Source organism: Mesorhizobium humile (assembly GCF_033977215.1).
GTDB classification, from domain to species: domain Bacteria; phylum Pseudomonadota; class Alphaproteobacteria; order Rhizobiales; family Rhizobiaceae; genus Mesorhizobium; species Mesorhizobium humile.
In genome coordinates this window covers 137,627-162,406 of record NZ_JAVIIV010000009.1, presented here as the reverse complement: position 1 = coordinate 162,406, position 24,780 = coordinate 137,627, and the positions used below count along the sequence as shown (strand labels likewise).

The 24,780-nt window shown below is 63.6% G+C and carries 26 protein-coding genes; 21 read left to right on the top strand and 5 right to left on the bottom strand.

Translation table 11 applies throughout. The features are described from left to right. The first annotated feature begins 32 nt into the window (after positions 1–32). The 3 genes from RFM52_RS15880 to RFM52_RS15870 all read left to right on the top strand — a co-directional run bounded on the left by RFM52_RS15880 (position 33) and on the right by RFM52_RS15870 (position 2,905). Positions 33–1,682, top strand: a complete 1,650-nt coding sequence (locus tag RFM52_RS15880) for an ABC transporter substrate-binding protein (RefSeq protein ID WP_320297395.1) — start codon at positions 33–35, stop codon at positions 1,680–1,682. 94 nt (positions 1,683–1,776) lie between these two features. Continuing rightward, a complete protein-coding gene (locus RFM52_RS15875) occupies positions 1,777–2,250 on the top strand; it encodes a DUF3828 domain-containing protein (protein WP_320297394.1) in 474 nt (157 codons plus the stop codon). A 4-nt stretch (positions 2,251–2,254) separates the two neighbouring features. Next, entirely contained in the window at positions 2,255–2,905 is a 651-nt protein-coding gene (locus tag RFM52_RS15870; RefSeq protein WP_320297393.1) for a YqhG/Tai3 family protein, read from the top strand. Between the two features lie 11 nt (positions 2,906–2,916). Here the strand turns inward: RFM52_RS15870 and queF are convergent, their stop codons facing one another. Continuing rightward, the gene (gene queF, locus RFM52_RS15865; RefSeq protein WP_320297392.1) at positions 2,917–3,378 is read right to left on the bottom strand and encodes a preQ(1) synthase; all 462 of its coding nucleotides are present in this window, start codon (positions 3,376–3,378) and stop codon (positions 2,917–2,919) included. Between the two features lie 206 nt (positions 3,379–3,584). Here queF and RFM52_RS15860 point away from each other — a divergent pair, with 206 nt between their 5' ends. From RFM52_RS15860 to RFM52_RS15825, 8 genes are all read left to right on the top strand, one after another. Continuing rightward, on the top strand, positions 3,585–5,630 hold the full coding sequence (locus RFM52_RS15860; RefSeq protein ID WP_320297391.1) for an NADH:flavin oxidoreductase: 2,046 nt from the start codon (positions 3,585–3,587) through the stop codon (positions 5,628–5,630). 182 nt (positions 5,631–5,812) lie between these two features. Continuing rightward, positions 5,813–6,586 (top strand): SDR family NAD(P)-dependent oxidoreductase, encoded by a 774-nt coding sequence (locus tag RFM52_RS15855; RefSeq protein WP_320297390.1) that lies wholly within the window; start codon positions 5,813–5,815, stop codon positions 6,584–6,586. 100 nt (positions 6,587–6,686) lie between these two features. After that, the gene (gene hisD, locus RFM52_RS15850; RefSeq protein ID WP_320297389.1) at positions 6,687–8,009 is read left to right on the top strand and encodes a histidinol dehydrogenase; all 1,323 of its coding nucleotides are present in this window, start codon (positions 6,687–6,689) and stop codon (positions 8,007–8,009) included. 12 nt (positions 8,010–8,021) lie between these two features. Continuing rightward, positions 8,022–9,044, top strand: coding sequence for a zinc-dependent alcohol dehydrogenase (locus RFM52_RS15845; protein ID WP_320297388.1), 1,023 nt, complete (start codon positions 8,022–8,024; stop codon positions 9,042–9,044). Positions 9,045–9,078: 34 nt separating this feature from the next. Then, the gene (gene hutC / locus RFM52_RS15840; RefSeq protein ID WP_320297387.1) at positions 9,079–9,810 is read left to right on the top strand and encodes a histidine utilization transcriptional repressor HutC; all 732 of its coding nucleotides are present in this window, start codon (positions 9,079–9,081) and stop codon (positions 9,808–9,810) included. A 287-nt stretch (positions 9,811–10,097) separates the two neighbouring features. Further along, the gene (locus RFM52_RS15835) at positions 10,098–11,099 is read left to right on the top strand and encodes an ABC transporter substrate-binding protein (RefSeq protein ID WP_320297463.1); all 1,002 of its coding nucleotides are present in this window, start codon (positions 10,098–10,100) and stop codon (positions 11,097–11,099) included. A gap of 146 nt (positions 11,100–11,245) precedes the next feature. Continuing rightward, the gene (locus RFM52_RS15830; protein WP_320297462.1) at positions 11,246–11,983 is read left to right on the top strand and encodes an ABC transporter permease; all 738 of its coding nucleotides are present in this window, start codon (positions 11,246–11,248) and stop codon (positions 11,981–11,983) included. A 13-nt stretch (positions 11,984–11,996) separates the two neighbouring features. Next, positions 11,997–12,779 (top strand): ABC transporter ATP-binding protein, encoded by a 783-nt coding sequence (locus RFM52_RS15825; RefSeq protein ID WP_320297386.1) that lies wholly within the window; start codon positions 11,997–11,999, stop codon positions 12,777–12,779. Between the two features lie 122 nt (positions 12,780–12,901). Here the strand turns inward: RFM52_RS15825 and RFM52_RS15820 are convergent, their stop codons facing one another. Beyond that, positions 12,902–13,309, bottom strand: coding sequence for a hypothetical protein (locus RFM52_RS15820; RefSeq protein WP_320297385.1), 408 nt, complete (start codon positions 13,307–13,309; stop codon positions 12,902–12,904). 139 nt (positions 13,310–13,448) lie between these two features. Here RFM52_RS15820 and RFM52_RS15815 point away from each other — a divergent pair, with 139 nt between their 5' ends. The 3 genes from RFM52_RS15815 (at position 13,449) to RFM52_RS15805 (ending at position 14,667) form a co-directional block, all read left to right on the top strand. Next, positions 13,449–13,880, top strand: a complete 432-nt coding sequence (locus RFM52_RS15815; protein ID WP_320297384.1) for a MarR family winged helix-turn-helix transcriptional regulator — start codon at positions 13,449–13,451, stop codon at positions 13,878–13,880. A gap of 68 nt (positions 13,881–13,948) precedes the next feature. Beyond that, positions 13,949–14,191 (top strand): type II toxin-antitoxin system Phd/YefM family antitoxin, encoded by a 243-nt coding sequence (locus tag RFM52_RS15810; RefSeq protein WP_320297383.1) that lies wholly within the window; start codon positions 13,949–13,951, stop codon positions 14,189–14,191. Between the two features lie 17 nt (positions 14,192–14,208). Then, positions 14,209–14,667: a type II toxin-antitoxin system VapC family toxin gene (locus RFM52_RS15805; RefSeq protein ID WP_320297382.1), complete on the top strand. Its 459-nt coding sequence runs from the start codon at positions 14,209–14,211 to the stop codon at positions 14,665–14,667. Here the strand turns inward: RFM52_RS15805 and RFM52_RS15800 are convergent. Then, entirely contained in the window at positions 14,658–15,392 is a 735-nt protein-coding gene (locus RFM52_RS15800; protein ID WP_320297381.1) for a polysaccharide deacetylase family protein, read from the bottom strand. The two genes, RFM52_RS15805 and RFM52_RS15800, sit on opposite strands and share 10 nt — an antisense overlap. Before the next feature lie 337 nt (positions 15,393–15,729). Next, the gene (locus tag RFM52_RS15795; RefSeq protein WP_320297380.1) at positions 15,730–17,799 is read right to left on the bottom strand and encodes a putative bifunctional diguanylate cyclase/phosphodiesterase; all 2,070 of its coding nucleotides are present in this window, start codon (positions 17,797–17,799) and stop codon (positions 15,730–15,732) included. Between the two features lie 299 nt (positions 17,800–18,098). Between RFM52_RS15795 and RFM52_RS15790 the strand changes: the two genes are divergently transcribed. Next, the gene (locus tag RFM52_RS15790; RefSeq protein ID WP_320297379.1) at positions 18,099–19,286 is read left to right on the top strand and encodes a glycine C-acetyltransferase; all 1,188 of its coding nucleotides are present in this window, start codon (positions 18,099–18,101) and stop codon (positions 19,284–19,286) included. A gap of 45 nt (positions 19,287–19,331) precedes the next feature. After that, positions 19,332–20,366, top strand: coding sequence for an L-threonine 3-dehydrogenase (gene tdh / locus RFM52_RS15785; protein ID WP_126083104.1), 1,035 nt, complete (start codon positions 19,332–19,334; stop codon positions 20,364–20,366). Between the two features lie 203 nt (positions 20,367–20,569). Here the strand turns inward: tdh and RFM52_RS15780 are convergent, their stop codons facing one another. Beyond that, positions 20,570–21,016: a MarR family winged helix-turn-helix transcriptional regulator gene (locus RFM52_RS15780; RefSeq protein ID WP_320297378.1), complete on the bottom strand. Its 447-nt coding sequence runs from the start codon at positions 21,014–21,016 to the stop codon at positions 20,570–20,572. Positions 21,017–21,146: 130 nt separating this feature from the next. Here RFM52_RS15780 and hmgA point away from each other — a divergent pair, with 130 nt between their 5' ends. The 5 genes from hmgA (at position 21,147) to RFM52_RS15755 (ending at position 24,779) form a co-directional block, all read left to right on the top strand. Continuing rightward, positions 21,147–22,460, top strand: coding sequence for a homogentisate 1,2-dioxygenase (gene hmgA / locus RFM52_RS15775; protein ID WP_320297377.1), 1,314 nt, complete (start codon positions 21,147–21,149; stop codon positions 22,458–22,460). Positions 22,461–22,566: 106 nt separating this feature from the next. After that, positions 22,567–23,580, top strand: coding sequence for a fumarylacetoacetate hydrolase family protein (locus tag RFM52_RS15770; protein WP_320297376.1), 1,014 nt, complete (start codon positions 22,567–22,569; stop codon positions 23,578–23,580). Between the two features lie 22 nt (positions 23,581–23,602). Next, positions 23,603–24,139 (top strand): DinB family protein, encoded by a 537-nt coding sequence (locus RFM52_RS15765; RefSeq protein ID WP_320297375.1) that lies wholly within the window; start codon positions 23,603–23,605, stop codon positions 24,137–24,139. A gap of 75 nt (positions 24,140–24,214) precedes the next feature. Further along, positions 24,215–24,472, top strand: coding sequence for a BrnT family toxin (locus RFM52_RS15760; RefSeq protein ID WP_320297374.1), 258 nt, complete (start codon positions 24,215–24,217; stop codon positions 24,470–24,472). Next, entirely contained in the window at positions 24,459–24,779 is a 321-nt protein-coding gene (locus tag RFM52_RS15755; RefSeq protein WP_320297373.1) for a BrnA antitoxin family protein, read from the top strand. The genes RFM52_RS15760 and RFM52_RS15755 overlap by 14 nt, the downstream gene beginning before the upstream one ends. Position 24,780: the final 1 nt, after the last annotated feature.

The window sequence follows — 24,780 nt, the reverse complement described above, 5'->3', positions numbered from 1 at the left end:
GGAGACCCGATCAAATCAATGGGAGAATGAAAATGACACTGTTCAGAAGCAATGGTGACCGGGTCCCGGCCGCTATCGAAGCGATGGCCGAGGAGGCGCGCGCCGGCCGTGTCGACCGGCGTGAATTCCTGGCCCTGGCCAGCGCCTTCGGCGCATCGACGGCTTTCGCCTATGGCATGCTCGGCCTTGCCGCGCCGACCAGGGCGCTCGCCGACGAGCCCAAGAAGGGCGGAACGCTGCATGTCGCGATGTCGGTCAAGGCCCAGAAGGATCCGCGCACCTATGACTGGACGGAGATGGCGAACGTCACCCGCACGTGGCTGGAGCCGCTGGTGCGCTACACCCATCAGTTCACCTTCGAGCCGGTGCTGCTCGAAAGCTGGGACATCAATGACGACGCCACCGAATACACGCTGCATCTGCGCAAGGGTGTCACCTGGAACAATGGCGATGCCTTCAACGCCGATGACGTGGTCGCCAATCTGAACCGCTGGTGCGAGAAGGGCGCGTCCGGCAATTCCATGGCCGCCCGCGTCGGCGCGCTTATCGACACCAAGACCGGCAAGGCCAAGGATGGTGCGATCACCAAGGTCGACGACCATACGGTAAAGTTGAAGCTCAACGAAGCCGATATCGCCATCATCCCGGGCTTCACCGACTATCCGGCGCTGGTCGTGCACCGCGACTTCGACAAGGACGGCGCCGATCCGATCAAGAAGCCGATCGGCACTGGAGCGTTCGAGCTGGTCTCCTACGATGTCGGCCAGAAAGCGGTCGTCAAGCGCCGCGAGAACGGCAAATGGTGGGGTGGCGAGGCGCCGCTCGATGGCGTGGAGTTCATCGACTACGGCACCGACTTCAACGCCACGCTCAATGCCTTCGACTCCGGCGAGGTCGACGTCGATTTCGAGACGCCGGCGGACTACATCGACCCGCTGGACAAGATGGGCTTGGTGAAGTCGGAGGTTGCGACGGCGACCACGCTCGTCGCCCGCACCAATGTCACGCATAAGCCTTATGACGACAAGCGGGTGCGCAACGCGCTGCAGATGGCGGTCGACAACAACCAGGTCATGCAGCTCGGCTACAATGGCCGCGGCACGGTTGGCGAGAACCATCACGTCGCCCCGATCCATCCCGAATACTACCCCCTGCCCAAGAAGGAGCGCGACGCCGCTGGCGCCAAGAAACTGATGGCCGACGCCGGCCAGGCCGACTTCGAGCACGAGCTGATCACGGTCGAGGACGAATGGCAGAAGAACACCGGCGACGCGATCGCCGGCCAGCTGCGCGACGCCGGCATCAAGGTCAAGCGCACCGTGCTGCCCGGCTCGACCTTCTGGAACGATTGGACGAAATATCCTTACTCCATGACCATCTGGTACATGCGTCCGCTCGGCGTGCAGGTGCTGGCGCTCGGTTACCGCACCGGCGAGGCCTGGAACGAGACGGCCTTTTCCAACCCGGATTTCGACGCCAAGCTCAAGGAGGCGCTGTCGCTCATCGACGTTGGCAAGCGCAAGGAGGTGATGAAGGATGTCGAAGCGATCCTGCAGGACTCCGGCGTCATCATCCAGCCCTTCTGGCAGAAGCTCTACTGCCACATGAACAAGAAGGTGAAGAACTACTCGATGCACCAGACCTACGAAATGGACTTCCAGAACGTCTGGCTGGATGCCTGAGCGCGCCTGGACTTCATGAGCCGCAAAAAAGCCGATATGCAGGAAGCGTGGTGGCGATCTTGCCACCACGCCGCCGAACCTCCGGAGATCCTGCATGAAGCCGATAGTGCTCGCCGCTGCCATGTCGATAGCCTTGCCCGGCGCCGCGCTGGCGGGGCCGGCATCCAACGCCGTGAAGTTCTTTTATGTGCCTTCGGTGAAGTTCGAGGCGGACGCCAAATACCGCGACCGCTTCACCGACCCGGTGACAAAGCTGTTCGAAGCCAACGACAAAGCGCAGAAGGAGAAGCCCGACGAGGTGTCCTGCATCGATTTCGATCCCGGCCTCGACGCCCAGGATTTCGATCAGAAGACCTTGTCGAAGACGCTGAAGCTAACCGAGACCGTCAATGGCGACACCGCCGAGGTGACGGCCGACTTCAATCTTTTCCCGGAAGGCGATGACTCCAAACGCGAAATGGTGTGGTCGCTGAAGAAAGTGGACGGCAAGTGGAAGATCGCCGACATCACCTCCAAGACCAGCGACTGGAAGCTCAGCGCGCTGGAATGCGGCGCCTCGACGGAGTGACGCCGTGCTTCGCCGTCTCGTCCTTGCGCTGTCGAGTTTGTCGATGCTGGCCGCGGGGCTGAACGGCGCCGCCTGTGCGCAGGGGCTCTTCGGCGCGCCGCCGCCGAGCGCGTCCTCAGGCGACAATGCGTCCTCGGACAACAAGTCGCCGCCCGCGGTCGATAAGTCGCCGCCTGCGGTCGATAAGTCGCCGCCTGCGGTCGATAAATCGCCGCCTGCCACAACGCCGGAAAGCAAGCCGGCTGAACCAGCGCCCGTCTCTCCTGTCCTGCCCGGATCGCCGACGGCAGTGGTCAAGCCGTTCTACGAGCATCTCGGGCTCGAGCTCGATCCGGCCCAGCGCAAGAACTTCGTCGATCCGGCGAAAACCGTGCTCGACAAGAGCGACGCGCTGCGCGCCTCGGGGCAGGGCGAGTGCCTCGACCCCAACATGGCGCTCGACAATTCAGATTACGACAAGCTCGCCATCGACAAGAGCCTGCGCACCATCGAGGCCGTCAATGGCGACCAGGCCAAGGTGGTGGTCGCCTTCGTCGTCGAGGGCCACCAGCACCGGCTGGAATGGAAGCTGAAGAAGGTCGGCGGCGGCTGGAAGGTCTCCGACCTTTTGTCGGTGACCGGCGAATGGGCGCTCAGCCAGTACCAATGCGAGTGATGGCGATCCGCTCAACCGCGCCCGCGATAGGGCGCAACGCCGGTATCCGGCAGCCATACGTCCTTGGGCGGCGCGCCTGTCTGCCAGAAGACGTCGATCGGGATGCCACCGCGCGGGAACCAGTAGCCGCCGACGCGCAGCCAGAGCGGCTTGGTCGCCTCCACGATGCGGCGGCCGATCATGACGGTGCATTCCTCATGGAAGGCGCCATGGTTGCGGAACGAGGTCATGAACAGCTTCAGCGACTTCGATTCCACCAGCGTCTTGTCGGGCGCGTAGTCGATGACGATGTGGGCGAAGTCGGGCTGGCCGGTGACCGGGCAGAGCGAGGTGAATTCCGGGCAGGTGAAGCGCACGATCGCCGGCGGGCCGTCGCCGCGCTGGAACGGCACGGTCTCCAGGACCGCCTGTTCGGGGCTCTGTGGCGTCTCGACGTGCTTGCCGAGCTGGGAGAGGTTCTTGGTATCGGTCATGGGCGGCTCCTAGCTGCCGCCGATTGTCCGGGCGGCAGGAAAACGAAGTGCGGAAATTACGCCGCGATCTTTCAGACGCAGCGGATTTGGGCCGCTCATTAGCATCGGACCGAAAAGTGCGCAGCGGTTTTCGGAAGAATCCAATGCGTGAAATGGAAGCGGGAGCGACACGACGCTTCCGCACAAATTGAAACGGCAGGAAGACGATGATCAGCAACGACCCGCTTCTCCAACCCTACCAGCTCAAGCACCTGACGCTGAAGAACCGGGTGATGTCGACCAGCCATGAGCCGGCCTATTCCGAGGACGGCATGCCGAAAGAGCGCTACCGGCTCTACCATGCCGAGAAGGCCAAGGGCGGCATGGCGCTGACCATGACGGCGGGCTCGGCGATCGTCTCGCGCGACAGCCCGGCTGCCTTCGGCAATCTGCATGTCTATGACGACCGCATCGTGCCGTGGCTCGCCGAGCTGGCGGATGCCTGCCACGAGCATGACTGCAAGGTGATGATCCAGATCACCCATCTCGGCCGGCGCACCGGGTGGAACAAGGCTGACTGGCTGCCGGTGCTGTCGGCCTCGCCGGTGCGTGAGCCGGCGCACCGCGCCTTCCCCAAGACCATCGAGGAATGGGACATCGAGCGCATCGTCGCTGACTATGCCGCGGCCGCGCAGCGCTGCCAGGCGGCCGGCCTCGACGGCATCGAGTTCGAATCCTACGGCCATCTGATGGACGGCTTCTGGTCGCCCGCCACAAATCACCGCGACGACGATTTCGGCGGCTCGCTCGACAACCGGCTGCGCTTCACCGACATGGTGCTGGACGCCGTGCGTACGGCGGTCGGTGAAAAATTCGTCGTCGGCATCCGCATGGTCGCGGACGAGGATTTCGAGAAGGGCCTGCCCAAGGAGGAAGGCGTCGAGATCGCCAGGCGGCTGGCCAATTCAGGCAAGGTCGATTTCCTCAACATCATCCGCGGCTCGATCGAGACCGATGCGGCGCTGACCAAGGTCATCCCGGTGACCGGCATGCGCTCCTCGCCGCATCTCGATTTCGCCGGCGAGGTGAGGGCGGCGACGAAGTTCCCGACCTTCCATGCGGCGCGCATTTCCGACGTCGCCACCGCGCGCCACGCCATCGCCACCGGCAAGCTCGACATGGTCGGCATGACGCGCGCCCATATCGCCGATCCGCATATCATCCGCAAAGTGATGGAAGGCCGCGAGCACGAGATCCGCCCTTGCGTCGGCGCCACCTATTGCCTGGACCGCATCTATGAGGGCGGCGAGGCGCTTTGCGTCCATAACGCCGCGACCGGCCGCGAGGCGACCATTCCGCACATCATCGCGAAAAGCGAAGGACCGAAGAAGAAAGTCGTGGTGGTGGGCGCCGGCGCCGGCGGCCTGGAAGCGGCGCGCGTCGCGGCCGAACGGGGCCATCAGGTGACGGTGCTCGAAGCCTCTAGCCAGGCAGGCGGCCAGGTGCGGCTCGCGACGCAGAATCCGCGCCGCAAGGAATTGATCGGCATCATCGACTGGCGGTTGGCCGAGCTCGATCGCCTCGGCGTCGAGATCCGCTACGACACCTGGGCCGAGAAGGACGACGTGCTGGCATTGGCGCCGGACGTGGTGATCGTGGCGACCGGCGGTATGCCGCAGAACCCGCCGCTGACGACCGGCGACAATCTGGTCACCTCGAGCTGGGACATCATGGCCGGCAGCGTCAAGCCGGCCGAGAATGTCCTGCTCTACGACGACAATGGCGGCCATCAGGGCATGGGCGCGGCGGAGCTGATCGCCAACAGCGGCTCGAAGCTGGAACTGGTCTCGCCGGAGCGCTTCTTCGCGCCGGAAATGGGCGGCCTGAACCATGTGCCCTATATGCGCGCCTTCCACGAGAAAGGTGTCACCGTCACCATCAACACCCGCCTGCGCTCGGTGCGGCGCGAGGGCAACCAGCTTATCGCCGAGCTGGCGTCGGACTTCGCCGACGGCTGGCGCGGCGAGCGGCGCGTCGACCAGGTGGTGGTCGAGCATGGCACCGCACCCCTCGACGATCTCTATCTGTCGCTGAAACCCTTGTCGAAGAATGGCGGCGCGGTCGACTACGAGCGGCTGGTGAGCGGCGGCGACATTTTTCCGCAGCGCAATCCGGAAGGCGGCTTCGTCATGTTCCGCATCGGCGACGCGGTCGCCTCGCGCAACATCCACGCCGCCATCTATGACGGCATCCGGTTCGGGATCAGGATCTGATCGACAGACCGCCGCGCGCGAAAGAAAGCGCCGAATAGGATTGTATCAGCACCGGGGTTGCACGCTCCCGCGGTCAGCTTTACCGCTACGCCCAAAATCATTTGTATATGCTTGTATGTATAACCAATGATCGGTTAGTCTCGCGGGCGAGGACAGGCCGGCAAGGCCAAGGAGGATCGACAATGCGCAATGCTTCCCTCTTCGACCTGTCGGGCAGGAAGGCGCTCGTCACCGGCGCGAGCCGGGGCATCGGGCGCGGCATCGCTGAGGCGCTGAGCGCCGCCGGCGCCGCTGTCACTGTCACGGCGCGCAGCCTCGCTGCGCTCGGGGAGACGACGGCGGCGATCCGGGCCTCCGGAGGCGTTGCGCACGCCATCGCCCTGGACGTCATCGACGTCGCCCGTTGCCGCGCCGCGACCGCCGAGGCCGCCGAGCTGCTCGGGGGTCTCGATATTCTCGTCAACAATGCCGGCATGGAAGAGGTCAGGCCTTCGCTCGACGTCGACGAAGCGCTCTGGGACAGGATCGTCGACACCAATCTCAAGGGCGCCTTCTTCTGCGCCCAGGCAGCCGCCCGCCTTATGCGCGATGCCGGGCGGCCCGGCGCCATCATCAACATGTGCTCGCTGACCTCCGAAGTCGGCATCCCCACGGCCGTGCCCTACGGTTCGTCAAAATCGGGCCTGCTCGGCATGACGCGAGCTTTGGCGGCGGAATGGGCCGGTCTGGGGATCAGGGTCAACGCCATCGCTCCCGGCTACTTCAGGACGGCGATGACCGAGGTGTTCTACGCCGACGAGGCGTGGCAGCAATCGATGCTCGCCAAGATCCCGCAGCGTCGCTTCGGCGACCTTTCGGATCTGCACGGTATCGCGGTGTTCCTGGCCTCGGATGCCTCGGCCTACATCACCGGGCAGTGTTTCCCGGTGGACGGGGGCTTTCTTGCCTCGATCTGACGCGGCTTGCCGTGGCCAGCCCGATGGCAGGGCGCAGAAAAATGCTGGCGATGCTTATACATACATGTATATACTTTTCCCGAGTTTCTGAGGAGCAGCCATGTCCGACGTCAGCTTCCACGACCTGTCATCCGCCACCCCCGAACAGCGGGCGAACCTGCTGAAGCGCGCCGAAGCCGACCTGTCGGTCTTCGTTGAAAAGGTCCGCCCGATCATCGAGGCGGTCAGGACCGAAGGCGACGCGGCCCTGCTGCGGTTCGCCCGGGACCTGGACAAGGCCGATGTGGCCGCGGGCGGTCTGAAGGTTTCGGAAGCCGAGTTCGATGCGGCCTTCGACAAGGTCGACAAGGATGTCGTCGACAGCATCCGCTTCGGCATCGAGAACATCAGGCATTTCCATGAGGAACAGCGTCCGGAGACGATGTGGCTCAAGGAGGTACGGCCAGGCGCCTATGCCGGCGATCGATACACGCCGATCGCCTCCGTCGCGCTCTACGTCCCTCGCGGCAAGGGCGCTTTCCCGTCGGTGACCATGATGACCTCCGTTCCGGCCGTCATCGCCGGCGTGCCGCGGATCGCGATCGTGACGCCGCCGACCTCGGACGGTTCCGTCGATGCCGCGACCTTGGTCGCCGCCCGCCTTGCCGGGGTCGAAACCGTCTACAAGTGCGGCGGCGCGCATGCGGTCGCGGCTGTCGCCTATGGCACCGAGACGGTGAAGCCCGCGCTCAAGATCGTCGGGCCTGGCAGTCCCTGGGTGGTGGCGGCAAAGAGCCTGCTGTCCTCGATCATCGATACCGGTCTCCCAGCCGGACCTTCGGAAGCGATCATCTTTGCCGACGACAGTGTCGACGGCGGCCTCGCCGCGCTCGACCTTCTGATCGAGGCCGAGCACGGACCGGATTCCTCCGCCTATCTCGTGACGCACAGCCGCAAGGTCGTCGACGCTGCCTTGGCAGCACTTCCCGAGCACTGGTCCCGCATGAGCGAGCAGCGCGTCGAGTTTTCGCGCGCGGTGCTGACCGGCAAGCGCGGCGGCATCGTGCTGACCGCATCGCTGGAGGACAGTTACCGCTTCATCAACGACTATGCGCCCGAGCATCTCGAGATCCTGTCCAAGGAGCCGTTCGCGCATCTTGGGCACATCACCGAGGCGGCCGAGATCCTCATGGGTCCGCACACGCCGGTGACGCTCGCCAATTTCGTTCTCGGGCCGAATGCGGTGCTGCCCACCAGCCGCTGGGCGCGCACCTATGGGCCGCTTTCGGTGACGGATTTCCTCAAGCGCTCGTCGGTCGGCTATGTGACCTCGGCCGCCTATCCGGAGCTTGCCGGGCATGCCCGCAGGCTCGCGCGCTATGAAGGCTTCAGCTCGCACGAGAACGCGGTCTCGGAAATCCGCGACCGCTATCTCGGCGGCTGACGGACCGGCGCGATGAAAGCCGCCAGACTGCATGGCCCCGGCGACCTGCGCGTCGAGGATATCGCCGCGCCAGGGGCTCCCGACGCCGGCTGGGTGAAACTGCGTGTCGATGCCGCCGGCATCTGCGGTTCCGACCTCCACAATTTCCGCACCGGCCAGTGGATAAGCCGCGCGCCGTCGACGGCCGGCCATGAGCTGACCGGCACGGTGGTTTCGGTCGGCGAGGGCGTCGGCACCGTCGCCGTAGGCGATCGGGTCGTCGCCGATTCCCGTTTCTGGTGCGGAGAATGCGTGCAATGCCGCGCGGACAGACGGCATCTATGCGCCTCCCTGGGCTTCGTCGGTGAAGCATGCGACGGCGGCTTTGCCGAAGAGGCGCTCCTGCCTGCGCGCCTGCTGCATGTCATCGACGCCGCGCTCGACGAAAGGGTGGCGGCGATGGCCGAGCCGCTCGCCGTGGCGCTGCATGCCGTGCGGCGCCTGCCGAAGGCGGCGGGTTCTGTGCTAGTCGTCGGCTGCGGCACCATTGGTGGCCTCGCGGCGCTGCTCTTGTCGCGGACGTTCGACGGCAAGGTGCTGGTCGCCGATCGCAATCGGGCGCGCTGCGAGCGTGTCGCCGGCGTGACCGGCGCCACGATCGTCGATCTCGACCGCGAGGCAATTGCCGCAGCGACCGCCGGAGCGCCATTGCTCGCGGCTGTCGAGGCCACCGGCAGCATCGCCGCGCTCAACCAGTTGCTGGGTGCTCTGGACTCCGGCGCCTCCGTGGCGCTGGTCGGCATTTTCCACGGTCGCCTCGAGATCGACCCCAACATGCTGGTCGAGCGCGAGATCGCATTGCTGGGATGCCATGCCTTCGCCGATGAACTGCCCGACGCCATCGGGATGCTGGCGGACCTGTCCGGGCCGCTGATCGGCCTGATCGATCGCGAGATCGGCCTGGACGACGTTCCGGCCGCCTATGAGCGCCTGCTGGCGGGGCAGGGCGACGGCTTGAAAACCATCATCCGGATGCCGCGGCCTGCCGGTGCGTGATTGCCGACAGCTTGCCGGAAAGGACATGTGAAACATGAATACTTTGCCCGATACGGCCAGCCCTCTCTACGAGAAGGTCAAGGACTACATCCTGACCAACATTGGAAGAGGCAAATGGAGCAAGGACCGCAAGCTGCCGTCCGAAAATGAATTTGTGGCAGTGCTCGGCGTGTCGCGGATGACCGTTCACCGCGCCTTGCGGGAATTGACCTCGGCCGGCTTCCTGATCCGGCTGCAGGGCGTGGGGACATTCATCGCGCCGCCCCGGCCGCAGTCGACGCTGATCGAGATCAACAACATCGCGGCCGAGATCGTCGCGCGCGGCAACAGGCATCGCTCCGAGGTTCTCGTCCTCGAAAGGATCACGCCAACCAAGGAGCTTTCGCTGTCCTTCGAATTCGCCAAGCGCGCCGCGATCTATCATTCGGTGGTCGTCAACTTCGAGAACGACCTGCCCGTGCAACTGGAAGAGCGCTTCGTCAATCCGAGCCTGATACCGGACTATGACAAGCAGGATTTCTCAAAGACGGCGACCTACGATTACCTGATGCAAAAGACGCCTGTGACCGAGGTCGAACACATCATTTCCGCTGTTCCGGCCGATGCCGAGACGGCGCGGCAGCTCGCCATCGACATCGGCAGTTGCTGCCTTCTCCTGCATCGCCGGACCTGGACGGGCGCGGTCGTGGCCACCGTCAGCAAGCTGACCTATGTCGGCAGCCGCTACTCGCTCGGCAGCCGCTATTCTCCTTCCCGCAAGACCTGAAACGGTTGGGACTGTTCGTGCCCCTGGCGTCAGTCATGAAGGAGCCGGGACCAGCTGCCCAAAGGCTGCCAAGGTCCCGGAAATCTGCCTCTCCAACTTGTATATGCATGTATGTATTTTAGCCTTGACATCCATTGCCGCCGACGTTGAATATCGTTCCACTTCCGTCGACGTGGCAGGTAAGACGCCGCCGAGGCACAGTTCCGCAAGAAGCAGAAGCCGCATTCTCACCAGACCGGAAGTTGGTTCAAAAAAAGCGGTCTGAATCATCAAGGGGAACAAAGATGATGCGTAACCTCAAAGGACAATTCCGTGCGCTTATGGTGGCTGCCGCCGTCGGTTTCGCTCCGCTGGCCCACGCCGCCGACACCACCATTCCCGCGACGCCCGAGGCCGGCTCGTTCAAGATCGGCATCGAGCCGTGGCTGGGCTACGGCCAGTGGCACGTGGCCGAAGCCAAGGGCCTGTTCAAGGCAAGCGGGCTGTCGGACGTCCAGATCGTTAACTTCGCCGAGGACAAGGACATCAACGCTGCCCTGGCGAGCGGCCAGCTCGACGCGGCCAACATCGCGACCCACACCGCGATGGGCATGGTTGCGGCTGGGCTGCCGGTCAAGATCGTGCTGCTGCTCGACGTCTCGATGACGGCCGACGCCATGATCGCCGGTAAGGACATCACCTCGATCGCCGACCTCAAGGGCAAGCAGGTCGCCTTCGAGGAAGGCACGACAAGCGACATCCTGCTCAAATACGCGCTTGCCAAGAACGGCATGTCGATCGCCGACGTCCAGCCGGTGCCAATGCCGGCGGCGGACGCCGGCAGCGCGCTGATCGCCGGCCGCGTCCCGGTCGCGGTCACCTATGAGCCGTATCTCACCACGGCCAGGGCGCAGAACAAAGACATCAAGCTTCTCTTCACCGCCGGCGAGGATCCAGGCCTGATCAGCGACGTGCTGGTGGTGCGCGACGAGGTGATCAAGTCGCGGCCCGGCCAGGTGCTTGCCATGATCAAGGCCTGGGATGCGGCGCTCAAGGACTACAACGCCGACACGCCCGGCGGCCGCGCCATCATCTCAAAGGCGGTCGGCTCGAGCGTCGAGGATTTGAACACCGCCTTCGACGGCGTGCGCTACTATTCGCTGGCCGAGAACAAGGGCGCCCTGACTGGCGATTTCTCCACCAAGACATTCGCCGACGTCGAGGCCGCCGCCAAGAATGCCGGCCTGCTGCAAGCCGACGTGACGCCGGAGCAGATGATCGATCCGGCCTTCGTCAAGGCCGCGCAGTAGGCCGGGCCGTGGCGGTCGCCGAGATGCCCGACGAGCCTGCAGTCAAAGCGAACCCGTCCGGCCCGGTAACGGGGCTTGCTGCCAGGCAGGCGACGCGACGCCGATCCTTCGGGATCGGCGCGCCCATCGCGCGCTCCCGTTTCCTGATGATCGCCGTGGCCGTCTTTGCCGGCCTCGGCCTGGCATGGTGGGCGGCGACGGGCCTCGAATTGGTCAAGCCGATCTTCCTGCCGTCGCCGGCCAGCGTGGTGACACAGCTCGGCAAGCTCTGGGCCGACGGCACGCTGCTCATCGATCTCAAGGCCTCGATCTACCGTATTTCGGTCGGCTTTCTCATCGCCTCGGCGCTGTCCATTCCGATTGGCGTGCTGATCGGCAGCTTCCGGACCTGGGAAGCGGCGATCGAGCCGTTGGTGGATTTCATCCGCTACATGCCGGTGGTCGCCTTCGTGCCGCTCTCCATCCTGTGGGCGGGCACCAGCGACGCCCAGAAATTCCTGATCATCTTCATCGGCACTTTCTTCCAGCAGGTGCTGATGATCATGGACAACGTCAAGCGCGTGCCGGCCGACTTCGTCGGTCTCGGCAGGACGCTCGGCCTGCCGGATCGCAAGATCCTGACGCGTATCGTGGTGCCGAGCGCCTTGCCGGGCATCTGGGATACGCTGCGCATAAGCCTGGGCTGGGCCTGGACCTGGCTCGTGCTGGCGGAACTCGTCGCGGCGACGTCCGGGCTCGGCTATCGCATCACCGTCTCGCAGCGCTATTTCCAGACCAACACCATCATCGGCTATATCCTGTTGCTGGGCATGCTCGGCCTCATCACCGACCAGGTCATGAAGGCACTGGGCAAGGCGCTGTTCCGCCAGGACAGCCGTTCATGACGAGGCAAGGCCGATGAATTCCCCCAAACTGCGGATCAAAGGCCTCCACAAGAGCTTCGGCACCGGAGCGCGGCGCACCGAAGTGCTGCGCGACATCAATCTCGACCTCGCCGACAACGAGTTCGTGTCGCTGGTCGGCACGTCAGGCTGCGGCAAGAGCACGCTGTTGTCGATCGTCGCCGGACTACAGGATTTCGACTCGGGCGATCTCGATATTGACGGGTCGCCGATCCTGAAGCCCGGCCTCGACCGCGGCGTCGTCTTCCAGTCCTATACGCTGCTGCCTTGGCTGACGGCGCAGCAGAACATCGAGTTCGCTCTCAAGGCCGCCGGCCACGACCGCGCCGCCTGCCGCAGGATCGCGCTCGAGCACCTCGACCTGGTCAAGCTCCCGCGCTCGGCCAATCTCTATCCATCCGAACTTTCGGGCGGCATGAAGCAGCGGGTCGCGATTGCGCGCGCGCTTTCCTACCGCCCCAAGATGCTCTTGATGGACGAGCCCTTCGGCGCGCTCGACGCCCTGACCAGGCATCAGATGCAGGAACTCCTGACCCAGATCTGGGAGGAGCACAGGCTCACCGTGCTCTTCGTCACCCACGACGTCGAAGAGGCTGTCTATCTGTCGGACCGCATTGCCGTGATGGGCATCGGTCCGGGGCGCATCATGCGGACGTTTGACGTCGACATCGAGCGCCCGCGCCGCGAAGAGGTCATGGAGAGTGCCGCTTTCATGGACCTGCAGCGCAATGTCCACAAGGCCATTCGTGAAGCCTCCAGGCGCCCCGAAATGGCTTAGGCGGCTCCTTTCGTCGTCCGGTCCGCCGGCTTGTGACGCGCAACGGACCATTGCAAGGAGAGCCACCTGCCGCTTTGGTCCGTTGCGCGCCGCGCCCGGCCGGTTCCGCCGGCCGTGCGATGTCAAAACAGCTTGGCGGTCGCCATGCAAAACACGGTGATGACCAGCAGCCCGCCGGCGATGCGTTCGCCTCTGGTCATTTTTGCCCGCAAATGGGTCTGCGTCGCTTGATCGGCGCCTGCCAGCTGCCTGCTGGCCGAGGCCACAAGCGCCCCCTGCACGCCGGCGGCGATCAGCGCCGTCAAGATGCCGAGTGCCAGCACCTTCTCCATCGAGCCGAACGCGCCCTCATGGAAGAAATACCAGAGCAGCAAGCCGGTCAGGAACACCACGCCGGAGGCGCCGAGTTGCGGCCGGATGAAGCGCTCCGCCTTGATCTCCGGATCGCGGGCAACCGCGATGGTCGTGCCGGCCCAGAAGACGCCGGCCATCACATGCAGGCCGATGGTGACGATATAGACATATTGCATGACCGCATTCCTCTCTGCCGCCCGCCGCGCCGCACCCTGTCGCGGCGCCATCAATAAGACAAAGTTAGATATCTAACGATTAGATGTCAATGCATGGAGCCGAGTTCCACCTTGCCGTTGCATGCTCTACTGTCATGTCATGACACCGTTTGACCGCCCGCCCGTCGGCATGAATCTCGCCCGCACCTCGAAGGTGGTGGCGCAGGCCTTCGACGCCGCGCTGGTCGAGGCGGGTGGCACGCTGCCGGTCTGGCTGACCTTGCTGTCGGTCAAGTCGAAGGAATTGGCCAACCAGCGCGAGCTTGCCGGCATGATCGGCATCCAGGGCGCGACGCTGACGCATCACCTCAACGCCATGGAAGCGCAAGGGTTGCTGACGCGCCGCCGCGACCCGGAAAACCGCAGGGTCCACCAGGTGGCGCTGACCGAGACCGGCGAGGCGCTGTTCGAAAAGCTCCGCCTCGCGGCCGTCGCTTTCGACAAGCGGCTGCGGGCTGGTATTCCCGATGAGAGGCTGGCCGAATTCGCCGAGATGCTTGCGTTGCTGCGGGCGAATGCGGGAGGCACCTAGCCGGTTGTATTGAATCGATTGGCAGTCAATGCTATATGACCACAATAGTCATATGATGGAGCTTGGCGATGCGGGAAATTCAACTGAAGGATGCCAAGGCAACGCTTTCGGCAGTAGTCGATAACGCTGTTGCGGGAGAGCCTGCCGTCATCACGCGTCATGGCCGCAAGCAAGCTGTGATCCTATCGTTCAAGGAATACGAAAGGCTGTCGCGCGTGCCAAGCTTTGGACAATTGCTGGCGGCGTTTCCGGGGGGCGAAGACGACATTGCCCCTCGTATCCGCAAACCTGTTCGAAAGGTTGACCTGTAAGGGCGGCCCTTCAGCCGATGTTTTTACTGGACACCAACATCATTTCGGCAATGGCGCCGTCCAAAAGGAATGAGCGGACGGAGTTGGCGGATTGGCTCGATCAGGCCAGCGACCATTTGTTCTTGTCCGTGGTCACGGCATCGGAGATCACCTCTGGAATCGCGAAAGCCGAACGCGAGGGCGCAACGACGAAAACAGCGCTACTCCGTCAATGGTGGCAGGCAATTGAATATCTTTATGGCGAAAGGATATTGCCTCTCGATCTGCGCGCGGCGCATGCCGCGGGATTGATGCTCGATCGTGCCCGGGCGCATCAGCCGGGATTTGAGGACATCGCGATCGCAGCGACAGCCGAAGTGCATGGCTTGACGATCCTAACGGGCAATGAGCGCCATTTTGCACCTCTCGGCGTGCCGATGCTCAATCCGCTGAAGGTGCTACCGGCGCTGCCCGGAGAGCGGCCAGTTCAGTCGTAGCCCGCAATCGCGCCGAAGGCGTAGTGGCGCAGCTTGACCGCCGCGATCAGCGCCGTCAGCTTCGCCTTGCCGTCGAAGGCGTCCTGGAACATCTCGTCATGCATGAGCAGGATCAGCTTGTTCGGCCTGGCGAAATGGCCATAGCCGAACAGATGATCGATCTCGCTGACCAGGTGGTCGACGCTCTGCACCGGCTTGCCGCTGTCCTCATGCACCCATTCGTGGTCCCAGCCATAGAGCCAGAAGCCCGAGGCCGCGACGAATTCGTAATCCGGATCCTCGCGGCCTGCCTCCGCCAGCCCAAGCGAATTGTCGTCCTTCGAATAATTGGGCAGCCGGAACACGTCGCGTCCCGGCAGCCGCGCGTGCACGGCCGGCTTCAAGCCCAGCACGGCGTTCGCCCTGAGCATGTCTGCGACCACGCCTTCGGTGTCGCCGTAGAAATGCTGATAGTGATTGTAGGCGTGGCTGTAGCTGTGGTTGCCGATCGTCACCAGCGGCATCGATTTCGCCCGCTGCAGCAGCGCCCGGTTGGTGGCGTTGGCCTCGGCATGCATGCCGACCATGAACAGCGTCGCCGGCACCTGCTCGGCCTGCAGCACGTCGAGGATATTGCTGGTGCCGTTCAGCGGACCGTCGTCGAAAGTGAGATAGACGGTGCGATCGGCGGCGAAGGCGGGCGACGCGGCGAACAGCAGTATCAGGATAAGAAGTCGAAGCCGCATCCCTGAAATCCGGTGGTAATCCTCGCAAGCCGCCACACCGAAACCGGTCTGTATGCTTGGCACTGCCGAGATGCATCGAGATTCAGGTCAGGTCGAGTCGAGAATGGTGGCTTTCGAGAACCGGCCTACGCCGGCCGTAGCCTTCATAGAGCGGGAACACTTATGAGGGCTTCGGCCGGCGAAGGCCGGAGCGTACTTAACATACGAGAGCACCGGCCTACGCCGGCCGTAGCCTTAATTTAGGTGCCGCTCTATGCATGATTGCTTCGGCCGGCGAAGGCCGGAAGCGCAGAAAGCCGTCATTCGCAGGCCGGCCTCACCTGAATATCGGTGTACCTCAAGCGAGGCTGCCCTGCAGCACTTTAAGCTTCGCCTTCTTCGGGCTGCGCGCCAGCAACCATTCGCGCGCCTTGTCCTGCGGCATCGGGAATGCGATCGAATAGCCCTGCACCTGGTCGCAGCCGATCGCCATCAGCGAGTCGAGCTCCGCCTCGGTTTCGGCGCCCTCGGCGACGATCGAGATGCCGAGCCCGCGGGCAAGCTCGGTGATGGCGCGCACGATCTTGGAGTTGTCGCCGTTCTCGTTGATGTTCTGGACGAAGCGGCGGTCGATCTTCAGCCGGTCGATCTCGTTCGGGTTGACGTGGCTGAGCGAGGCATAGCCGGTACCGAAATCGTCAAGCTCCAGATGCACGCCGGCGGCGCGGATGTGGCGGAGCTTCGAGGCGATGCCTGTCTTCTCGTCGTCGAGGATGACGGATTCGACGATCTCCAGCGCCAGCTTCTGTGGGGGCAGCCCGGCGCGCTCCAGCGTGCCGAACAGGAAGCTGTCGAAATCGGGCTCGCGCAGTTCCGTGCCCGAGACGTTGACGGCGATGCGCCCGAAATCGATGCCGGCGCGGTCCCATTCGGCGGCCTCGTTGATCGCCTTGCCTATGACGATGCGGCCGATCTCCGGCATGAAGCCGCATTTCTCGGCCACGGGGATGAACTCGCCGGGCGAGATCATGCCGCGCGTCTCGTGCTTCCAGCGCACCAGCGCCTCGATGCCGCTGATCTTGCCGCTGGTCAGCGACACTTGCGGCTGGAAATAGACCTCGAAGCTCTTGTTGGCGATGGCCGTGCGGATATCTTGTTCGAGCTGCTTGCGATAGTCGAGCTCGCGGCGCAGCTCCTCCGAGAAGAAGGAGAAGTTGCCGCCGCCGAGCTTCTTGGCGGAGTAGAGCGCCAGGTCGGCATGGACGAGCAGGTCCTGCGCATTGTCGGCGTCGACCGGATAGACCGCGATGCCGGCGCTGGCGCCGGGCATGATGGTCGTGCCCTGGAACGTGATCGGCTCGTTGATCTCGCCAAGGATGCGCTTGGCCAGCGCATGGATGTCCTCGGTGGTGCCTGCGCCGTTGAGGATCATGACGAACTCGTCGCCGCCCAGCCTGGCGCAGAGATCCGACGCGCGGCAGGAATCGCGCATGCGCTGCGCCGTCACCACCAGCACATAGTCGCCTGCCGCATGCCCTAGAGTGTCGTTGATCTGCTTGAAGCGGTCGAGATCGAACTGGATCACCGCCAGGCGCTCGCGGCGGCGCTGCGCTCCCTTGATCAGCGTGTCGAAATGGTCGGTGAGGAAGGTTCGGTTGTGCAGTCCTGTCAGGCCGTCATGCACGGCGATGAAGGCCATCGAGTTGCGGGCATCGACCAGCTCGCGCGTCTTGCGCAGGATGGCGTTGGACATCGGCCGGAAGATGAACAGTGCCACCAGCACGATGACGCCGAGGGTGGCGAAGAACAGCGTGCGGTGCAGGTCGAGGATGTTGCTGGATTTCTCGTCGGCGAAGGCACTGATGCGCTGGCCGAGCGCGGCATAGCCGGACATCGTCGCATTGGCGACGGAGGCGTCGAGGCCGACGCGCTCGCCGCCGCCCTTGTAGCCGTCGCTCTGCATGCCGAGCTGCGACGCGAAGGACGAGACCAGCCTGTCGCCATTGGCGACGAGGCCGACCGAGAAGTAATCAAGGTGGAAGGGCTTGCTGAACAGGACGTATTCGATCGACTTCGGGTCGTTGCGCGCCGGCGAGAGCGGGTCGGCGCCGGTTTCCTTGAGCAGCCGGTCGTAATTGGTCTCGAACTCGCCCGTCGCCTGCTTGAGCGCCGTGACCAGCGCCGGCTGCTTGTCGCGCGAGGCGCCGCCGGTGGCGCTGGCCAGGAAGACGATGCGCTGCGACAGCGCCTTCTGCGTCGAGACGATGTCGAGCACCGCATTGTTGTGCTGTTGCTGCGCCATCAATTGCTGGAGAAGAATGAAGGACGCCACCACCATGGCGGCGATGATCGTCAGCGCCAGCCAGTAGCCGGTCTTGATGAGCAGGATCAGCTTGCGCGAAACGCTATGCACTGGCTGCTGCGACATAACTTAAGAGACCCCACCGGTCGACGGATTCCTGCCCTGGATACGGCGGGAAGACGCTTGCCTGGAAAGGGTTAACAGGTCGGCAAGGGAGGCCGGCGGCCGTCATGGCGGTTCGACAAAGCTCGCAAGATGGTTATCACGTCCTTTCCCGCTTACCCCATTTTTGCTCCTATTGCCGCCGCGCCATGGCGAAGGATTGCGATCGGGCTTTCGCGACGCCACCGAAGCGGTCGCTTTTGCGATGGATTTTTTGCAGCTGTAGCGCGACAGTCCGGCCTCGAACCGAACAGGGCCGGACCATGAGCAAAGCATTCCTTTCCCATATCGACAGTGAGCTCCAGGGCCTGAAATCGGCCGGGCTCTACAAATCCGAGCGGGTGATTTCCTCCATGCAGTCCGCCGAGATCGAGGTGGGCGGGCAAAAGGTGCTGAACTTCTGCGCCAACAACTATCTCGGCCTCGCCGACAGCGAGGATTTGCGCGACGCGGCAAAGCACGCGCTTGACCGCTACGGCTACGGCATGGCCTCGGTGCGTTTCATCTGCGGCACGCAGGAAGAACACAAGGAGCTCGAGGCGACGATCTCGTCCTTCCTCGGCATGGACGACACCATCCTCTATTCCTCCTGCTTCGACGCCAATGGCGGTTTGTTCGAGACGCTGCTTGGCGAGGAGGACGCCATCATCTCGGATGCGCTGAACCACGCCTCGATCATCGACGGCGTGCGCCTCTCCAAGGCCAGGCGCTTCCGCTACGCCAACAACGACATGGCCGATCTCGAAGCCCGCCTGAAGGAGGCGAAGGACTGCCGCTTCCGGCTGATCGCCACCGACGGCGTGTTCTCGATGGACGGCATCATCGCCAATCTCAAGGGCGTCTGCGACCTTGCCGAGAAATACGATGCGATGGTCATGGTCGACGACAGCCACGCGGTCGGTTTCGTCGGCAAGAATGGTCGCGGCTCGGCCGAGCATTGCGGCGTCGAGGGCAGGGTGGACATCATCACCGGGACGCTCGGCAAGGCGCTGGGCGGCGCCTCCGGCGGCTACACGTCGGGCAAGCGAGAGGTGGTGGACTGGCTGCGCCAGCGCTCGCGGCCCTATCTCTTCTCTAACACGCTGATGCCGGCGATCGCCGGCGCATCGATCAAGGTGTTCGACCTGATCCGCAATGGCGACGCGTTGCGCGAGCGCCTATATGCCAATGCGGATCGGTTCCGGTCTCAAATGGGTAAGCTCGGCTTTACATTGGCCGGCGCCGATCACCCGATCATCCCGGTGATGCTGGGCGATGCTGCGCTGGCACAGGAGATGGCGCAGCGCATGCTGAAGCGCGGCATCTATGTCATCGGTTTTTCCTTCCCGGTGGTGCCGAAGGGCCAGGCGCGCATCCGCACGCAGATGTCGGCGGCGCACTCCAGCGCCGACATCGACCGCGGGGTCGAGGCGTTCGGCGCGATCGGCAAGGAACTGGGCGTGATTTCCTGAACGGCCGAAAGCTGCTCCGGATCAAGAGATTCAAGGAACAAAAGAATGTCCAACATGATGAAGGCGCTGGTGAAGGCCAAGGCCGAGCCGGGCATCTGGATGGAAGAGGTGCCGGTGCCGGAGATCGGCCCCAACGACGTGCTGATCAAGGTCAAGAAGACCGCGATCTGCGGCACCGACGTCCACATCTACAACTGGGATCAGTGGGCGCAGAAGACCGTGCCGGTGCCGATGGTGACCGGCCACGAATTCGTCGGCACCGTCGCCGATTTCGGCGCGGCGGTCACCGAATACAAGGTCGGCCAGCGCGTCTCGGGCGAGGGCCATATCGTGTGCGGCCATTGCCGCAATTGCCGCGCGGGCAGGGGCCATCTTTGCCGCAACACGCTTGGCGTCGGCGTCAACCGTCCAGGCGCCTTCGGCGAGTACATGGTGATCCCGCAGCACAATGTCGTGCCGATCCCCGATGACGTGCCGGACGAGATCGCCGCCATCTTCGATCCGCTGGGCAATGCCGTTCACACCGCATTGTCCTTTGACCTGGTCGGCGAGGACGTGCTGGTTACCGGCGCCGGCCCGATCGGCATCATGGGCGCGCTGGTCGCGCAATGCGTCGGCGCGCGAAAAGTCGTGATCACCGACATCAATCCGGTACGGCTCGATCTGGCGCGCAAGCTTGGCGTGCAGCATGTCGTCGACGCCTCAAAGGAAAAGCTGCGTGACGTGATGCCGTCGATCGGCATGAGCGAAGGTTTCGACGTCGGGCTCGAGATGTCGGGCGCGGCGCCTGCTTTCCGCGACATGATCGACACCATGAACAATGGCGGCAAGATCGCCATCCTCGGCATCGCGCCGACCGGCTTCGAGATCGACTGGAACAAGGTCATCTTCAAGATGCTGCATCTCAAAGGCATCTACGGCCGCGAGATGTTCGAGACCTGGTACAAGATGATCGCCCTGGTGCAGGGGCCTCTGGATGTGTCGGGGCTGATCACGCATCGGATCGGCATCGACGATTTCCAGGTGGGATTCGATGCAATGAGGAGTGGGAGTTCGGGCAAGGTGGTGATGGATTGGTAGGCCCTGAAGGGAGACGTCGAGTTCCTTCGCCCCCCTCTCTGTCCTGCCGGACATCTCCCCCTCAAGGGGGGAGATCAGCTGTCATGCCGGCCTTCGCCAATCGCAGACGCTGCAAGACGAGCGCCGTTGCCGAAGCTGCCAATCTCCCCCCAAGAGGGGGAGATGTCCGGCAGGACAGAGAGGGGGGGCCTCGCGCCAGCCTATCAGTTCTTTTCTTCCAAAGCTTTCTCCAGCGCCGCGACCCCTTCCACAACCGCCATTCGCTCCTCCACGCCCAATCTCCCCAGCAGCTCCCTCTCAAACGCCTTCGCAAGCGGCACCATCTCGCGATAGGCGGCGAGCCCCGCCTTGGTCAGCGCCAGATGCTCGACGCGGCGGTCGTTCTCGTCCGGCGTGCGCGTCAGCCAGCGCCGCCGCTCCAGCTCCGCCACAGCGCGCGACACCTTGGTCTTGTGCATGGCCGACTGCTCGCCGAGTTCGGTCGCCGTCATTGTGCCGCGCTCGCCAAGCCCGGAGAGCGTGCGCCATTCCGGTCGCGTAAGGCCATGCCGATCTTTGTAGATTTTCGAGAATTCGCGGCTCACGGTGTCGGCCAGCCGATAAAGTCGGTAGGGCAGGAAGCTTTCCAGCTCGAGGATATCCGGTTCCATGAAATGCTCCCCGAGGCAGCGCAGCCGTTGATAGTTACATTTTCAATGGTTACAAATGAAACAAGTTTGGTCAATATCGCCGGCAGGACGCGTCTCGGGACGCTTGCAAGCCGGGATCAGGGAGGATCGGATGGCCTTTTCCTACATGCCGGGCTTCGGCAATGATTTCGAGACCGAGACGCTGCCCGGCTCGCTGCCGCAGGGCCGCAACTCGCCGCAGCGGCCGGCCTACGGGCTCTATGCCGAGCAGCTTTCGGGTTCGCCCTTCACCGCGCCGCGCGGCACCAACGAGCGCTCCTGGCTCTACCGCATCCGTCCAAGCGTAAAACACACCGGCCGCTTCAAGGCCGCGAGCTACCCCTTGTGGAAGACCGGGCCGAATATCGGCGACCATGAACTGGCGCTCGGCCAATACCGCTGGAACCCGACGCCAATGCCCAGCGAGCCGACCGATTTCATCTCCGGCATGCGCACCTTCACCACGGCCGGCGACGCGGTCGGCCAGTCCGGCATGGCCGCGCATATCTATGTCGCCAACCGCTCGATGGTGGACGACCATTTCTTCAACGCCGACGGCGAATTGCTGGTCGTGCCGCAGGTCGGCGCGCTGCGCTTCGTGACCGAAATGGGCGTCATCGAGCTTAAGCCCGGCGAGATCGCCGTGCTGCCGCGCGGCCTCGTCTTCAAGGTCGAGCTCGCCGACAAGGAGGCGCGCGGCTATGTCTGCGAGAATTATGGCGCCAAGTTCACCATGCCGGACCGCGGCCCGATCGGGGCCAATTGCCTGGCCAATCCGCGCGACTTCAAGACGCCCTGCGCCTGGTTCGAGGAGAAGGAGACGCCCTGCCGGCTGATCGTCAAATGGTGCGGCACTTTCCACGTCACCGAGCTCGGCCATTCGCCGCTGGACGTCGTCGCCTGGCACGGCAATTACGCGCCCTACAAATATGATCTGGCGACGTTTTCGCCGGTCGGCGCCATCCTGTTCGACCACCCCGATCCGTCGATCTTCACCGTGCTGACGGCACCCAGCGGCGAGGAGGGCACCGCCAATGTCGACTTCGTCATCTTCCCGCCGCGCTGGCTGGTGGCGGAGAACACCTTCCGTCCACCCTGGTATCACCGCAACATCATGAGCGAGTTCATGGGCCTGATCCACGGCCAGTACGATGCCAAGGAGGAAGGCTTTGTTCCCGGCGGCATCAGCCTGCACAACCAGATGCTGGCGCACGGGCCGGACGCGTCGGGTTTTGAGAAAGCCACCCGCTCGGAGCTGAAGCCGGTCAAGCTCGACAACACCATGGCCTTCATGTTCGAGACGCGCTTCCCCCAGATGCTGACGCGCTATGCCGCCGAGCTCGGCAGCTTGCAGGAGAACTACATCGACTGCTGGGCCGACCTGAAGAAGCGTTTTAACGGCACGCCTGAAGGCGATTGGTCCTGATCGGCGGATCATTGTCAGGAAAACGTGTCGAGGCGACTTGACGATCGCTCGCGCGCGCTTTGTTGTGTGACAAAGCGGTGAAAAGGCCGCCAGGAGAGGAAACCGCATGAAGCTTGCTACTTTGAAGAACGGGACGCGCGATGGGAAACTGGTCGTGGTCTCGCGCGATCTGACGCGGTTCACCGATGCTTCCTTCCTGGTGCCGACGCTGCAGGCCGCGCTCGACGATTGGCGCCGTATTGCGCCGCATCTGGCGGCGATGGCTGAATCGCTGGAGACCAACGCAGTGCCTTCGGCACGGTTTCATGAGCATGACGCGCATTCGCCGCTGCCGCGCGCCTATCAATGGGCGGACGGCTCGGCCTATGTGAACCATGTCGAGCTGGTGCGAAAGGCGCGCGGCGTCGAGATGCCGGCAAGCTTCTGGACCGATCCGCTGATCTACCAGGGCGGCTCCGACTCATTCATTCCGCCGCGCGATCCGATCCGCATGGCCGACGAGGCTTTCGGCATCGACATGGAGGCTGAGGTCGCCGTCATCGTCGACGATGTGCCGATGGGCGCCGGACTGGCGGAGGCGAAAGAGGCCATCCGTCTCGTTATGCTGGTCAACGACGTGACGCTGCGCGCCATCACCGGGCCTGAATTGGCCAAAGGCTTCGGCTTCTTCCAGTCGAAACCGTCTTCCGCTTTCTCGCCGGTCGCGGTCACGCCGGACGAACTTGGCGACGCCTGGGACGGCGGCAAGGTCAATCTTGCGCTGCTCGCCGATCTCAACGGCAAGCCGTTCGGCCGCGCCAATGCCGGCGTCGACATGACCTTCGACTTCCCGGCGCTGATCGCGCATGGGGCAAAGACACGGCCGCTCGCCGCCGGCACCATCATCGGCTCCGGCACCGTCTCCAACAAGCTCGATGGCGGGCCGGGCAAGCCGGTTTCGGCGGGCGGCGCCGGCTATTCCTGCATTGCCGAGCTGCGCATGATCGAAACCATCGAGAGCGGCGAGCCGAAGACGCCTTTCCTGCGTTTCGGCGACATTGTGCGCATCGAGATGAAGGATAAGGCCGGCCATTCGATCTTCGGCGCCATCGAGCAAAAGGTCGAGAAACACGAGGGCTGAGCGGAGAAAGGAACCTGAAAAGGTGACCCTGCTCGAGCACCTGCGCCGCATGGCGCGCAACAATTTATGGTCGAACGACCAGCTCTATCGTGCCGTGCTCGCTCTCAAGCCCGGCGAGTTCGAAGCCGGGCGCACCAGCTTCTTTCCGTCAATCAGGGAGACGCTCAACCACACCCTCGCGGTCGACCTCCTCTATTTCGACTTCCTGACCGATGGCGGTCTCGGCGCCTCCGCTTACGACAACTTCGTACCGTTCGACGATGCGGCAAGCCTGGCGACGGCGCAGGCCGATTTCGACCGCAGACTTGTCGCTTTCTGCGATGGTCTATCCGAAGCCGATCTCGATCGCCACGTCATCACCGATCGGCGCGAGGACGGCATGATCCCCGAACGGATCGGCGACATCCTCGCCCATGTCTTCCTGCACGACATCCATCACCGCGGCCAGGTGCACGCGATGCTTTCCGGCACCTCGGTGGCGCCGCCGCAGCTGGATGAGTTCCTGCTCGACTACGACATCAAGCTGAGGAAGGACGAGGTCGAGCGGTTGGGGCTGTGAGCGAGACGGCTGCGTTGAAAAATTATTGTAGTTACGAAAATCGTTGACTTAATTATTGTAGGTACATAAATTCTGATGAAGATCGTTTGGGACGAACCGAAACGGTGGGCCAACATTGACAAACACGGCTTGGATTTCGCTGCGTTGGACAAGGAGTTTTTCCTTGCGTCGACAATCCGGGCGGCCAAAGCCGGCCGTTTCATGGCGATTGGTCGGATGGTCGGCGGTGTTGTTGCAGTGGTCTTTGCCCGGCTTGGCTCCGAGGGCATCTCGATAATTTCGATGCGACCAGCCAACCAGGCGGAAAGGAGATTGTTCGATGGCAAAGTCTAAGCTGAACATCACAAAGTCCGACAAGGAGTTCAAGTCAGGCAAAGGTTTCACCAAGGAAGATTGGGACGCAGTTTCCGACAACCCCGAATGGACCGAGGAGGACTTCCGAAACGCGCGTCCCTTCACCGAAGCGTTCCCCGATCTTGCCGAAAGCATTCGCCGTTCGCGCGGCCGGCCGGCGCTCGACAATCCGAAGAGACAGGTGACGCTGCGCCTCGATAGCGATGTGGTTGCCCGCTTCCGCGCCGGCGGACCCGGCTGGCAGAGTCGGATAAACGACATCCTGCGGAAGGCCGCCGGCCTTTAAA